This window comes from uncultured Roseobacter sp., assembly GCF_947496515.1.
GTDB lineage: Bacteria > Pseudomonadota > Alphaproteobacteria > Rhodobacterales > Rhodobacteraceae > Roseobacter.
Genome location: NZ_CANMDB010000002.1, coordinates 320,805 through 334,348, shown reverse-complemented (window position 1 = coordinate 334,348; position 13,544 = coordinate 320,805). Strand labels below are relative to the sequence as shown.

15 protein-coding genes are annotated in these 13,544 nt (G+C 61.1%); 7 read left to right on the top strand and 8 right to left on the bottom strand.

Annotated features, from left to right (window positions below; genetic code table 11):
* From Q1A53_RS05240 to Q1A53_RS05205, 8 genes are all read right to left on the bottom strand, one after another.
* A complete protein-coding gene (locus Q1A53_RS05240; protein ID WP_299963673.1) occupies nucleotides 1-549 on the bottom strand; it encodes a PQQ-dependent catabolism-associated CXXCW motif protein in 549 nt (182 codons plus the stop codon).
* On the bottom strand, nucleotides 546-1,397 hold the full coding sequence (locus Q1A53_RS05235) for a substrate-binding domain-containing protein (protein WP_299963671.1): 852 nt from the start codon (nucleotides 1,395-1,397) through the stop codon (nucleotides 546-548). The genes Q1A53_RS05240 and Q1A53_RS05235 overlap by 4 nt, the downstream gene beginning before the upstream one ends.
* On the bottom strand, nucleotides 1,381-1,881 hold the full coding sequence (locus Q1A53_RS05230; RefSeq protein WP_299963669.1) for a c-type cytochrome, methanol metabolism-related: 501 nt from the start codon (nucleotides 1,879-1,881) through the stop codon (nucleotides 1,381-1,383). The genes Q1A53_RS05235 and Q1A53_RS05230 overlap by 17 nt, the downstream gene beginning before the upstream one ends.
* 122 nt (nucleotides 1,882-2,003) lie before the next feature.
* Nucleotides 2,004-3,806 carry a methanol/ethanol family PQQ-dependent dehydrogenase gene (locus Q1A53_RS05225; RefSeq protein WP_299964454.1) on the bottom strand — a complete coding sequence of 601 codons (1,803 nt, stop codon included), beginning with the start codon at nucleotides 3,804-3,806 and terminating at the stop codon, nucleotides 2,004-2,006.
* Nucleotides 3,807-3,934: 128 nt separating this feature from the next.
* Nucleotides 3,935-4,336, bottom strand: coding sequence for a cytochrome c family protein (locus Q1A53_RS05220; protein WP_299963641.1), 402 nt, complete (start codon nucleotides 4,334-4,336; stop codon nucleotides 3,935-3,937).
* Nucleotides 4,337-4,373: 37 nt separating this feature from the next.
* A complete protein-coding gene (fghA, locus tag Q1A53_RS05215) occupies nucleotides 4,374-5,198 on the bottom strand; it encodes an S-formylglutathione hydrolase (RefSeq protein ID WP_299963639.1) in 825 nt (274 codons plus the stop codon).
* 3 nt (nucleotides 5,199-5,201) lie between these two features.
* Entirely contained in the window at nucleotides 5,202-6,314 is a 1,113-nt protein-coding gene (locus Q1A53_RS05210) for an S-(hydroxymethyl)glutathione dehydrogenase/class III alcohol dehydrogenase (RefSeq protein ID WP_299964452.1), read from the bottom strand.
* 111 nt (nucleotides 6,315-6,425) lie between these two features.
* Nucleotides 6,426-7,445: a LacI family DNA-binding transcriptional regulator gene (locus Q1A53_RS05205; RefSeq protein WP_299963637.1), complete on the bottom strand. Its 1,020-nt coding sequence runs from the start codon at nucleotides 7,443-7,445 to the stop codon at nucleotides 6,426-6,428.
* 237 nt (nucleotides 7,446-7,682) lie between these two features.
* Between Q1A53_RS05205 and hisD the strand changes: the two genes are divergently transcribed.
* From hisD to Q1A53_RS05170, 7 genes are read left to right on the top strand one after another with little or no spacing between them, the layout of a single operon-like run.
* Nucleotides 7,683-8,990, top strand: coding sequence for a histidinol dehydrogenase (hisD, locus tag Q1A53_RS05200; protein WP_299963635.1), 1,308 nt, complete (start codon nucleotides 7,683-7,685; stop codon nucleotides 8,988-8,990).
* 6 nt (nucleotides 8,991-8,996) lie between these two features.
* Complete coding sequence (locus tag Q1A53_RS05195) at nucleotides 8,997-9,749, top strand: SDR family oxidoreductase (protein WP_299963633.1); 753 nt, start codon at nucleotides 8,997-8,999, stop codon at nucleotides 9,747-9,749.
* Nucleotides 9,746-10,762, top strand: a complete 1,017-nt coding sequence (locus tag Q1A53_RS05190) for an alcohol dehydrogenase catalytic domain-containing protein (RefSeq protein ID WP_299963631.1) — start codon at nucleotides 9,746-9,748, stop codon at nucleotides 10,760-10,762. The genes Q1A53_RS05195 and Q1A53_RS05190 overlap by 4 nt, the downstream gene beginning before the upstream one ends.
* Nucleotides 10,763-10,797: 35 nt before the next feature.
* Nucleotides 10,798-11,202, top strand: a complete 405-nt coding sequence (locus Q1A53_RS05185) for a universal stress protein (RefSeq protein WP_299963629.1) — start codon at nucleotides 10,798-10,800, stop codon at nucleotides 11,200-11,202.
* Between the two features lie 53 nt (nucleotides 11,203-11,255).
* Entirely contained in the window at nucleotides 11,256-11,762 is a 507-nt protein-coding gene (gene comD, locus Q1A53_RS05180) for a sulfopyruvate decarboxylase subunit alpha (RefSeq protein WP_299963627.1), read from the top strand.
* The gene (gene comE, locus Q1A53_RS05175; RefSeq protein WP_299963625.1) at nucleotides 11,759-12,313 is read left to right on the top strand and encodes a sulfopyruvate decarboxylase subunit beta; all 555 of its coding nucleotides are present in this window, start codon (nucleotides 11,759-11,761) and stop codon (nucleotides 12,311-12,313) included. Before comD ends, comE begins: the two co-directional genes overlap by 4 nt.
* A 3-nt stretch (nucleotides 12,314-12,316) precedes the next feature.
* The gene (locus tag Q1A53_RS05170; protein WP_299963623.1) at nucleotides 12,317-13,420 is read left to right on the top strand and encodes an alpha-hydroxy acid oxidase; all 1,104 of its coding nucleotides are present in this window, start codon (nucleotides 12,317-12,319) and stop codon (nucleotides 13,418-13,420) included.
* The last annotated feature ends 124 nt before the right edge of the window (nucleotides 13,421-13,544 follow it).

Genomic DNA, 13,544 nt, shown 5'->3' with positions numbered 1-13,544 from the left:
TCACTGCGCCTGTGGCTGGCCCTTCTCGGGCAGGACCCGCTCCAGCGGGTAGTCCCACAACTGCCAGCCGTCCGTACCCTCGGGCAGCCAATGAACAGAGGTATAGCCCCACGTCATCGCGCGGCGGGCGGCATTCCAGCTCATCCAGCAATCCTCAAGGCAAAAGAAGACAACCGCCCGCGTTTGGTCCCCTTGGGTCACCGCCTCCAGTCCTGCTCGGAAATACTCTGCCGTCACATCCGCAATCGCTCCGTAGCCCACATTCGGCAACCAGATCGCGCCGGGGATCGACTGTCTGGGCTTGTCGCGCCAGATCGTGCCGTCTGGCAGGTTTGCGGGTTTCGGGGCCTGCGGCATGACATCGACAAAGGCGGCACCCTCCTGCCAGAGCGCATGGGCCTCCTCCGGTCCGATCACGGTCGCACCCGCCAGCGTCGCGGGCACCGGCGCGCGGTAGTGATCCATCCGGTAATCAGCGGGTTCCGGAACGGTCTGCGCAATGCCTGCCAACGGAAACAGAACTGCGGCGAGCCAGACGCCCCTGATCAATTGGAGATCTCCATCACCTCGGTGCCCAGATCGGTCACCAGAGGCACGCCCGCCTCCACCAGCAGCGCGTTGATCTCGTCCTGATTGCGGCGGATGAGCGAGTTGAGTTCCCGCTGCCAGACCTTTTCGCCCTGCCGCACGCCCATGGTGATGCGGAAGAAGAGCCGCGGCGGCAGATCCTCGCGGATAAGCGGGATGACCTTGAACCCCGGGTAGTCCTCCTTGACCAGCGGCCCCCCGAGCGGCCCCCAGAGCACGGCAGCATCAATATCGCCGGAGGCCAGATCATCCAGCATGTCATTGGCCGGGCTCTCGTGCCGACGGTCCACCACCAGATTATAGGCCTTGGCCTTGCCGATCAGACCGTTGCGCGCCAGATGCGCCGCCGGAGGCGTGCCCGCGATGATGCCAATCCGCCGCCCCTGCAATTGCGCATCGCTGAGCGTCTCCACCGTCGCCAGATCACTGTCCTGCGGCACGATCAGCGTATAGACGGAGGTGAAATAGTGGTTGGTGTTCAGCACCAGCTCATGGCCCTGCGCGTAGCCCATCACTACATCACAGCTCTTGGCGTTCAGCGTGTTGCGGATAAAGCCCGTGGCCATCGGATACCACGTATATTCTACGGGCCGGTCCAGCTTTGCTGCCATCAGTTCCGCGAGCTTGTTCTCGAACCCGGTCTCGCTCTGCGCGGACATGGGGTAATTGGCCGGATCCGCACAGACGCGCAGCGCACGTTCGGAGACGAGATCGGAGGTCTGCGCATTGGCCGACCCCGCGACGCAGAGCCCCAAAGACAGGGCTGCCGCGATCAGCGCGCAAAACCGCTTGTTAGCCCATGCAGGCATCTTCATCCTCGCGGATCACATCCGACTTGGCTTCTTTCTTGGCGGGGCGTCCCCGTGGCACGGCCTCGACGCCGCGCGCCTTGAGATAGACGTAGATATCGTCAAGATAGCACATGACATTCCGGTTATCGCCGAAATGCGGCATCACCGAATTGCCGTTCTCGCGCCCGTTCACGACGACTTCGAAAAACCCGTCATAGCCCATCTCGACCGCGGAATTCTTGATCGCCGGCGCATAGGTGGAGCCTTCGCCATCGGGGCCGTGACAGACGTGGCATTCCGCGTGATAGCGCCGGAAGCCGGAAAAGGTGAGCCAGTCCACCGTGCCATCTTCGGCCACATTGAAGGTCGGCACATCATCGTGGTTGTAGTAGCGGCCATCCTCGCTGTAGGCGACCTCGTAGGTCTTGGGATCGATCTTGTCCTCAGCCGTTGCCGTCAGCGGCAGGGCAACCATCAGCCCAAGTGCCAAACTCAATTGCATGGTTTTCATACATCTCACCCGTTATCTCTGGGGCCGCGTTGGTCGTCCGGCCCTTGATTTTGTGGGTCCGGCGCGGCGGCCCAGGCCGCCGCGCCAAACAGGTTTCACATCACGAGGCCCGATCAGTTTGGCAGCGCGAAGACGGTCAGCTGACCCCCAAGAGCGGTGTAGTCGCTGAGCGCCGCATAGCCGCCTACAGCTCCCAGACCGTCATTGGGGTTCGTCAGACCCGCCGCAAGACCGATCCCGGCCCAGCCGCCGACACCCGACAGGATGCCGACATACTGGCGTCCGTCCGACGTGTAGGTCATGACGTTGCCGATGATGCCCGACGGTGTCTTGAAGCGGTAAAGCTCTTCACCGGTGTCCGCATGCACGGCTTTCAGGTGACCTTCGAGCGTTCCGTAAAAGACGACGTCGCCCGCTGTCGCCAGCGCCCCGGACCACACGGAGAACTTCTCTGGGATAGACCATTTGATCTCGCCGTTGATGTTATCCCAGGCAATGAAGTTGCCCATGCCGCCGTGGCTGTCTGGTGCTGGATACATCGCCAGTGTCGCACCCACATAGGGCTGACCGGCGGTGTAGCTGACCCGGAAAGGCTCATAGTCCATGCAGACGTGGTTGGTCGGCACGTAGAACATTTCCGTCTTGGGCGAATAGGCCGCTGGCTGCTGGTCCTTGGTGCCCAGAGCCGCCGGGCAAACGCCGGTGGTGTTAACGTCTTCGCCGTTCTGCGCTGTGGAATACTGCGCCACAACCGCGGGACGACCGTAGGTTTCGGAGTTCGGGTCCATATCGACACCCGTGGTCCAGTTCACCACCGGGTCGAATTTCTCCGCCACCAACAGCTCGCCGGTCACGCGGTCCATGGTGTAGCCCAGACCGTTGCGATCGAAATGCGTGAGCAGCTTGCGCTCTTCACCGTCGATCATCTGCTCGGACAGGATGTTTTCGTTCACACCGTCATAGTCCCACTCGTCATGCGGGGTCATCTGGTAGAACCATTTGGCCATGCCGGTGTCGATGTCACGCGCCATCAGCGTCATGGACCAGCGGTTGTCACCGGGACGCTGCGCAGGGTTCCAGGTGGAGGGGTTACCCGTGCCGTAGTAGAACAGGTTCTCGTCCAGATCCGCGGAATACCAGCCCCATGTGGTGCCGCCACCGATCATCCACTGATCACCTTCCCAGGTGTTCGTGCCGGAATTCTCGCCCACGGGCGTGCCCAGGTGCGTGGTGTTTTCTGGATCGACCAGAATGTCGCTGTCGGGACCCATGGAATAGGCGCGCCAGACCTGCTCGCCGGTGGCCATGTCATAGGCGGTCGTGTGACCACGCACGCCGAACTCGCCGCCCGAGATGCCGACAATCACCTTGTCCTTGATGGGCAGAACCGTCGCCGTGTTGGTCTCGCCGATCGAGGGATCGCCGTTCTGCGCTTCCCATTCGACGGCCCCTGTTTCCGCATTCAGCGCGACGACTTTGGTGTCAGCCTGATGCAGGAAGATCTTGCCATCGGCATAGGCCACACCGCGGTTCACCGTGTCACAGCACATCACCGGGATGACGTCCGGATCCTGCTTTGGCTCATACTTCCAGATGATCTTGCCTTCGTTCTTGAGATCAAGCGCGTAGACAATGTTGGGGAAAGGCGTGTGCACAAACATCACATCACCAATGACCAGCGGCGAGCCTTCGTGACCGCGCAGAACACCGGTGGAGAACGTCCACGCCACCTGCAGATCACCGACGTTGTCGGCATTGATCTGGTCCAGTTCGGAATAGCGCTGGTTCTTGTAGTCCCCTGTCTGGATGGCCCATTGGTTCGGGTCGTCAATCAGGCCGATAAGATCGTCATTTGCATAGGCCATAGTGGCAGCGCAAAGAGCGATCCCAGACGTGAAAAGCGTTAGCTTCTTCATCATAGTACCTCCCTAGTGTGCGGCGGAATTGCCGCGAAACTGACACCCTGGCCCCTCCTTGGGCTCGGCATCAGGTGCTTCCTGTGCGGGACGGTCTCTCCTCCATCCCGCACAGGAAATCCGTGTGCTTACGACCCTTCCCCGGGGAAGGTCGCAAGATATGCGATCACATTCTGCCGGTCTTCCTCTTTGCGCAGACCGGCAAAGGACATCTTGGTGCCCTTCATGTAGTTCCGTGGCTTTTCCAGAAACGCGTCCAGCTCCTCTGGTGTCCAGGCCTTGCCTTCGGCCGCAAACTCCATCAGCGCGTTGGAGTAGCCGAACCCTTCGACAGCGCCCATCTCGCGGCCCACGACCCCGTTGAGCATCGGGCCCACCTTGTTTTCAGCGCCCTCGCCCACCGCATGGCAGGCCTTGCACTTGCGGAATACCTTTTCGCCCGCGGCAGCGTCTCCGGTGACATGACCGTCCGCAAAAAGCGTCGCCGGAAACACCGTGAGAGCAGTTGCCACTAAGAACGTCTTGAACATTTGTTACCTTCCTTGGGTTTTACCTGGGTTCGCGGCCTCAGTTCAGCCGGGCCGCATGCCACCTTACATGGTCACGCGCGAAACTGTTGACGAAAAAGTAGGAATGATCGTAGCCGTCCTGGATCCGGACCTGGCCGGGCTGGCGTCGCCGCGCCATGGTATTGGCCAGCGCCTCGGGTTTCAGCAGATCGAGGAATTGATCGCCCGCACCCTGATCCACCAGCAAATCCCCCTTCCAGCCGTGCTCCTCCAGCAGGAGCGTCGCGTCATGCGCGGCCCAGCTGCTTTCATCATCGCCCAGATAGGCGCTCAGCTGCTTGCGGCCCCAGTCGGATTTCGTGGGGTTGGTGATGGGGGCAAAGGCTGACAAGGACTCAAAAAGATCCGCGTTGCGAATGGCGATCGTGATCGCCCCGTGCCCGCCCATCGAATGACCGGTGATCCCGTGGCGGTCCTGCACCGGCAGATTGTCCATCACGATAGAGCGCAGCTCGCTCACCACGTAATCATACATCCGGTAGTTGGTTTTCCACGGGTTCCGGGTCGCGTTCACGTAAAACCCGGCACCCTGGCCAAGGTCATAGGCATCGTCGTCGCTGACATTGTCGCCGCGCGGGCTGGTGTCGGGAAAAATCACCGCCAGCCCGTGCTCTGCGGCATGTTCCTGAAAGCCGCCCTTGGTCATGGCGTTCTCATGGGTGCAGGTCAGACCGCTCAGATACCACAGCACCGGCACCGGGCCGTGCTCTGCCTGCGGCGGCAGATAGGCCGCAAAGGTCATCTCGCAGCCGCAGGTATTGGAAGGGTGTCTGAACACCTTCTGCCGCCCGCCAAAGCTGCGATTTTCCGACACCAGCTCCACGCCCTAGAACTCCACGACGGCGCGGATGGACTTGCCTTCGTGCATGAGCTCGAAGCCGTGGTTGATCTCGTCGAGGGTCAGCTTGTGGGTGATCATCGGGTCGATCTCGATCTTGCCATCCATGTACCAGTCCACGATCCGCGGCACATCCGTGCGCCCCTTGGCCCCGCCAAAGGCCGTGCCGCGCCAGATCCGCCCCGTCACCAGCTGGAAGGGCCGCGTGGAAATCTCCGCCCCCGCGGGCGCCACACCGATGATGATGCTCTCGCCCCAGCCCTTATGCGCCGCCTCCAGCGCCGTGCGCATCACGTTCACATTGCCGGTGGCGTCAAAGGTATAGTCCGCACCCCCTTGCGTTATCTCAACTAAGTGGGCGACCATGTCCCCATCAACCTTGGATGGATTGACAAAATCCGTCATCCCGAAGTGTTTACCCATCTCCACCTTGTCGTCGTTCAGATCCACGCCCACGATCTGATCCGCCCCCGCCAGCCGCAGCCCCTGGATCACGTTGAGACCAATCCCGCCGAGGCCGAAAACGATCGCTCTTGACCCAATCTCAACCTTTGCCGTGTTAATCACAGCGCCAATGCCGGTGGTCACGCCGCAACCGATGTAGCAGATCTTGTCGAAGGGGGCGTCCTTTCGCACCTTGGCCAGTGCGATCTCGGGCACCACCGTGTGGTTGGCGAAGGTCGAGCAGCCCATGTAGTGATGAATGGGCGTGCCGTCGAGCATGGAAAACCGCGTCGAACCATCGGGCAACAGCCCCTGGCCTTGCGTGGCGCGCACCTTCTGACAGAGGTTCGTCTTGGGGTTCAGACAGTATTCACACTCCCGGCATTCGGGCGTGTAGAGCGGGATCACGTGATCGCCCACCTCCAGGCTCGTCACCCCCTCGCCCAGTTCCACCACGACGCCCGCGCCCTCATGGCCGAGGATCGCCGGAAAGATCCCCTCCGGATCATCGCCCGACCGCGTGAACTCATCCGTGTGACACAGACCCGTCGCCTTGATCTCCACCAAAACCTCGCCCGCCCGCGGACCCTCAAGGTTCACCTCCATCACCTCCAAAGGTGCCCCCGCAGATACCGCAACCGCAGCGCGCGTCTTCATCATCGTATATCGTCCTTTTCACTGCTATCCGCCCAGAAAGAACGCCGCAGGGTCATTGTCAAGCGACGCGCGGTGGATCTGGTCAGGAAACCAAACCAGCAGACCAAAAGGTTACCCGGAAGGTGCCGCCAAAGACCCCCGGGGTATGAACTCCGTGGGCAATCTGACGCTCTGAAGGTCTGCATCGCCCGCAATCCGACCGAGTAGCATCCGCGCGGCAGTGCGTCCCATCTCGATCTGCGGCACGCGTACCGTCGCCAACTGCGGTGTCACGACCGAAGCCACCCCGATGTCATCGAAACCGACAATGGATACTTGGGCTGGCACGTCGATACCCATCTCCTTTGCACGTTTCATCGCCCCCGCCGCCAGCACGTCGTTGCCGCACATGATCGCTGTCGGTGGGGCGTCCGCCGCCATCAACCGGGTGAAGGCGTCGCCGCCAAATTCCAAACGGTAAGAGACCTGCACCACCGGGTGCAATCGCGCGCCCTGTCCAAAGCTTGTGACAGCCTCAACCACACCATCTGATCGGTCCTGCGCCCGGTCGTTCCCGGGATGCAAACCGCTGATCATGGCAAGGTTCCGGTGCCCTAATTCAAGGACGCGACGTGTCGCTTCGCGCGCCGCCAGCCGATTGTCGAAACCCACAAATAGCTGTTTCGGATCAGGTCGGTAGCACCAGGAGAGCACGTAAGGCACCCGCCGCTTGATCAGAAATTCACGGGTCTCCCGTGGACGTGTATCTCCAATCAGCAACAGCCCGCCCGCACCATGCGCAACCAGTGCCTTGATCTGTCGAAGTTCGTGATCGGGGTCATATGCTGTCGTGGCCAGCAAGAGTGTCACGCCAGCCTCGTCCAGCACTTCCTGAAAGGCCTGCACACCGCTGGCAAACATCGCGTTGGCCATGCTTGGAATGATCGCGCCCACCGTATTTGTCCGGTTCGAAGCCAGCGCACGCCCGCCGAAATTCGGCGTGTAGCCAAGCGTGTCGATCGCTTGCTCGATCCTCTCCCGTGTCGGCTTGGCAACCTTGTCAGGATCATTCAAAGCGCGAGAAATACTTGCCGTAGAGACGCCTGCCATACGGGCCACATCCGCCAGCGTTGGGCCAGCCGCTTTTTTCATAGCCGGATCGTCCTCTCTCGATTTAGCCAGCGGATCGTCACATTCGTCTTCCTGCGTGACATTGTAAATCCTCTTGTCAGAATCAATGTAAGCGCTTACATGACAGTAACGATACGCAAGGTGTCTGACTACCTCGCAGTTTGTGAGACCCACGTCAGATCGGTGCGGACGGCAAGACGGCCTACCACTCGCTGCGCATCATTCGACCCGATTTACACAGCAGACAGGAATGCATTCATGGCCCGAGAGTACCTAAAGAAAGCTGCCAAGACCGCCATGACAGATGCCGGTGACGTTCGCGAGACAGTCCAGGGCATCCTGAATGACATCGAAACCGGCGGCGACGAAGCCGCGCTGAAATACGCTCAAAAATTCGACAACTATCAGGGCAGCGTCGTGCTCGGCGAGGAAGAAATCGCAGCGGCCTCCGTCCTCGTATCCCAGAAACTCAAGGACGATATCGCCTTTGCCCACGACAATGTGCGGCGATTTGCCGAGACACAGAAATCGACGATGAAAGACGTTGAACTGGAGATCGTGCCCGGACTGATCGCCGGTCAAAAGGCGATCCCCTGCCGCGCAGCCGGATGCTATGTGCCGGGGGGACGCTACAGCCATATCGCCAGCGCCATCATGACCGTCACAACAGCCAAAGTGGCCGGATGCCGGCACATCACCGCTTGCTCGCCACCACGCGCTGGCGAAGGCATAGCACCCGCCATCATCTACGCCGCCAACCTCTGCGGCGCCGACAAGATCCTGTCCATGGGCGGCGTTCAGGGCGTTGCGGCGATGACCTTCGGGCTCTTTGGTTTGCCGAAGGCGGATATTCTCGTTGGTCCCGGCAATCAATTTGTCGCAGAAGCCAAACGGATCCTCTTTGGCCGCGTCGGGATCGACATGATCGCAGGTCCCACCGACAGCCTGATCCTTGCTGATGCGACCGCTGACCCCTTTATCGTCGCGACCGACCTCGTGGGACAGGCAGAGCACGGCTACAACTCGCCAGTCTGGCTCGTGACCGATGACCGCGCCCTCGCCGAAAAAGTGATGGAGATTGTCCCGGGCCTGATCGCTGACCTGCCGGAGTTGAACCGCGCGAACGCCGAAGCGGCCTGGCGCGATTATGCCGAGGTCATCATTTGCCCCGATCGCGAAGAAATGGCGGCCTGTTCCGACGACTACGCACCAGAGCATCTGACGGTTCAGGCTGGCGATCTGCCATGGTGGCTGGAACGACTGCAGTGTTATGGATCACTGTTTCTTGGCGAAGAAACAACCGTGGCCTTTGGCGACAAGGCGTCGGGCACCAACCACGTCCTGCCCACCTCCCAGTCGGCTAAATACACAGGCGGGTTGTCGGTGCACAAATACATGAAGATCGTCACCTGGCAGCGATCCACCCGCGAAGGCGCCCGGCCGGTTGCAGAAGCCACTGCGCGGATCTCCCGTCTTGAGGGCATGGAAGGGCATGCACGGACAGCGGATGCCCGGCTGCGCAAGTACTTCCCCGAAGAGAACTTTGACCTCTCGGCGATGGACTGATCGGAGATGAGCCCGCTTTTTGATGTCAGTGGCAAAACTGTCTGCGTAACAGGCGCCAGCAGTGGCCTTGGACGACAGGCGGCAACACTGCTGGCAGCGGCGGGCGCGCGGGTCGTCGGCATCGCACGGCGAGAGACCGCGCTCAACGCGTGGCGGGAAAACGCGGAAGGCGAGACTGCAAGTCTCGTCGCGGATCTCTCGGATCGTGGTGCATTGGCCGACGTTGCACGGGAAGCAGCACGGCCCTTCGGCCCGGTCGATATCCTGATCAACGCCGCCGGGATCAATACGCGCGAGCACGCGGACGCGGTGACGGATGACGGCTGGGATCTGACGCTGGATCTCAACCTCGGCGCGCCCTTCTTTCTGTCGCAGGCGATGGTGCCCGCGATGAAGGAACGGGGCTGGGGCAGAATTATCAACTTCGCCTCGCTGCAGTCACGCCGGGCCTTCGCAAGTGGCATCAGCTACGGTGCGTCCAAAGGTGCGGTCGAACAGATGACCCGTGCGATGGCAGAGGCCTGGTCAGGCCATGGCATTACCACGAATGCGCTGGCTCCTGGTTTCTTCCGGACCGAGCTGACCGGCCCGGTCTTTGATGATCCGGTTCTGGCGCAGCGCAACGCGGATCAGACCTGCATCGGGCGCAACGGCGAGCCTGCAGATCTTGACGGTCCGCTCCTGTTTTTCTGTTCAGACGCATCGGCTTACGTGACGGGCCAAATCCTTTTCGTAGACGGAGGGTTCACCGCAAAATGAAAGCTCTGGTCTATACCGGCGTCGAGGAACTGAGCTATCTGGAGCTGCCGGACCCTTCGCCCGCCGTGGATGAAACGCTTGTGCGCATTGTCGCCTCGGGCATTTGCGGCTCGGACATGCACGCCTTTCTCGGTCACGATCCACGCCGCCCCGCCCCCCTCACGCTCGGGCATGAGGCCGCAGGTGTTGTCACGGGGGGGCCGGAGGACGGGCGCCGCGTTACGATCAACCCGCTGGTTGCCTGCCAAACCTGCGCAGAGTGCAGCGCCAGTCGAGAAAATCTCTGTTCGCAACGCCAGATCATTTCCATGCCGCCGCGTCAGGGCGCCTTTGCCGACTACGTTGCAATGCCGCGCCGCAACCTCGTCACGGTGCCGGAGCATGTGCCACTTTCCCATGCCGCGCTGGCCGAACCAGTGGCCTGCGGCTGGCATGGCGTGCGGTTGGCGCGCCGCGTGGTGGGGACCGATCTCGCAGGCCTGCGCTGCGTGGTCATCGGCGGAGGCGCCATCGGTGTCGGCGCCGCCCTGTCCCTGAGCGCTCAGGGAGCGGACGATGTCATGCTGGTCGAACCGAACGAGATGCGTCGCGCCCGCCTGGCCGACGTCTCCGGTTTTGAGGTTTGCGCGGCGAATGAGCCCGCCATGCCCTCCGCAGGTACGGTGGATGTGGTCATCGATGGCGTTGGTCTCGCCAGCACCCGCACTATGGCGAGCGAACTGACCCGCCCCGGCGGTGTGATTGTCCACATCGGTCTCGGCGAAGGAACGGGCGGGCTCGATATCCGCCGCATGACCCTGCAGGAGATCACTTTTATCGGCACTTACACCTACACGGCCCAAGATTTTGCGGACACGGCCAGCGCTATCTTTGACGGCAGACTGGGCCCGCTCGACTGGATTGAGGAACGACCGCTTGCGGCCGGACAAGCCGCGTTCCAGGACATCCGCGCAGGGCGCGTTGCTGCACCCAAGATCATTTTAACCCCTGAGCACACAACCGCCAGCGCCTGAGTGGCGCGTGGCATCATCGGAGGAGGAAGACTGACATGCACAAGAAAATCATCGTTTCGCTCGCCCTCGATCACGGTATCAGCGCGGAGGCGCTCGCAATGGCGCGTCACCTCAAGGGTGATGACGGCGAGATAAAGGCAGTCCACGTCTACGACAGACCGAACAGCACAGTGAACGCCTATGTCTCCGAAGAGGTCATGGCGCGCGCAGCGGAAGCTGCACGGGATAAGCTGGCGGCGCGGGTCGCGCAGACGCCGGATGTCGAGCCAGTGATGCTGCACGGGCAGCCCGGGCGTGCGCTGGTGGACTATGCTGCAAAGATCGGGGCGGACTGTATTATCGTGGGCTCTCACAAACCGGGGTTGAGCGACTACTTCCTCGGCTCCACCGCCGCCCGTGTGGTCCGTCACGCGCCCTGTTCAGTTTATGTGATACGTTAGAAATAGAATGCAAGATGCTGATAATTCGGCATTTCACTACAAGGAGTACCTAGGTGTCCATCAGTAAAAAGATCGTTGACGACTTCGTTGCTGCTGACATCGAATTCGTCACCACCGTGCCGTGCAAGCAGCTGGCCGGTGTCATTGACGAAGTCGATGCGCGGCCGGAGATCTACCATATCCCCTCCAACAAGGAAGACGAAGGCATGGGGCTGTGTGCCGGTGCTTTCATGGGCGGCAAACGACCGGCGATCATCATGCAGAACACCGCGATCGGGGTGACGATCAACACGCTGGTGACGCTGACCCAGTTCTACCGGATGCCGTTGCCGATGCTCATTTCCTACCGGGGCGAGTTGCGCGAGCCGGTCGCCTGTCAGGTGGAAATGGCCGTGCATACAAAAGCGTTGCTGAACCAACTCAACATCCCGACCTATCACTTTCACAAGGAATCCGACGCAGCCGAGCTGCCGGAGATCCTGAAATACACCTTCATGTGCAACAAACCTGTGGCGATCCTGACGGATGCGTCCTTCTGGGGAGGCTACGGCGACCAATGATCCGCTCTGAAATCCTGCGCGAAATCGCGCCCATCCTTCGCGACCATCTGGTTATCTGCAATATCGGTCTGCCCAGCCAAGAGCTGCACATGATCGATGATCAGCCCACCAACTTTTACATGCTGGGCACCATGGGGCTCAGTTCCTCCATCGGGTTGGGCGTGGCGCTCGCCCAGGACAAGACGGTGATTTCAATCGACGGGGACGGCTCTGTGCTGACCAACTTTGGCACTTTGCCCACGATTGCCAACAACGTGGCCGACAACTTTATCCTGCTGATTGTCGATAATGGCAGCTATGGCTCGACCGGAGATCAGCCAACCTACACCGGCAAGAAGACCTCGCTTGCGGCGGTGGCCAAGGCCTGCGGTTGCGAGAATGTGATAGAATGCCAGGACAAGGATACCGGCAAAGTACTGCAGGAGGCCATCGACAGCAAAAAGATGACCATCATCGTGAGCAAATGCGACAGCGGCAATATCAAACTGCCCGTCATAACGATGGATCCGGTGGTCATCCGGGACCGCTTCATGAAGTCGGTGCAGGCCTGATCCTTGGGCAGGGCGGACGCGATCCATTCCTACGCGGATGCGCGACGCCTCGCCCGGCGGCACTTGCCTTGGATGGTCTTTGATTACATCGACGGGGCGGCAGGTGACGGCGATGGCGAGGCACGGAACCTCGCGGCCTTGCGCGATGTGACATTGCAGCCTCGCGTGCTGGTCAACGTGAAGGAGCGCGACCTGAGCGTACCCGTTCTGGGTCACAGCGGGCTCAGTCCATTTGGCATCAGCCCCATGGGGATGTGCAATCTCTCGAGCCCCGGCGCGGATCTGATGCTGGCGCGTCAGGCGGCGCGGCATCAGGTGCCGCACGGGGTCTCCACGGTGGCCTCGACCTCGATGGAGCGGATCATCGACGAAGCCGAGGGTCATGCGTGGTTCCAGCTGTACTTCAGCGGCGACGGAAGCGGTACGACCAAACTGGTCGAACGAGCAAAGGCCGCAGGGTACAAGACACTCGTGATGACGCTGGATGTGCCTGAGGTAGGCCGCCGTCCGCGGGAACTCCGCCGTGGCTTCAAGATGCCGTTCCGGATCGGACCCAGGCAGTTCGTTGACTTTGCGGTGCACCCCCGCTGGTCGATCTCCACCTTACTGGCGGGCGCACCGACGCTGGCGAACTTCCAGACTGACGGGTTCAGCTTTGACCGGACGGAGAGCAGAGCAGCCGCAGATTGGGAGTTCCTCAAACGTCTGCGCGACAGTTGGGACGGCAACCTTGTGGCAAAGGGCGTGAGCCATGTTGGCGATGCCCAGCGATTACGCGCCGAGGGCGTGGACGCCATTCAGGTCTCTAGCCACGGAAGCCGTCAGCTTGACGCAGCTCCCCCGCCTATCCTAGCGCTTGCGGCCATCCGCGAGGCGCTTGGACCCGACTATCCTCTTTTCTACGACAGTGGCCTTCGATCAGGCGAGGATGTGGTGAAAGCCTACGCAATGGGCGCCGACTTCGTGTTCTTCGGGCGTGCGCTTCAGTTCGCAATCGCGGCGGGCGGTGAGGAGGGGCTTAAGCGCTTTTGGGATCTTACCTGCGAAGAGGTGGGCCTGACGCTCGCGCAGATCGGGCTGACCCGTCTGCCCCGCGGCATCTCTTAGGATCGTGACCTACTTTTTGGGCTCGCGGTATGGGTCGCGGCTAGACAACCGAGCGGTAAACATGAGTGGTTTTTCTGGTTAAATGACGTGCAGATAGCGCGTTTGGAACTTTTCGTTCGTTTCC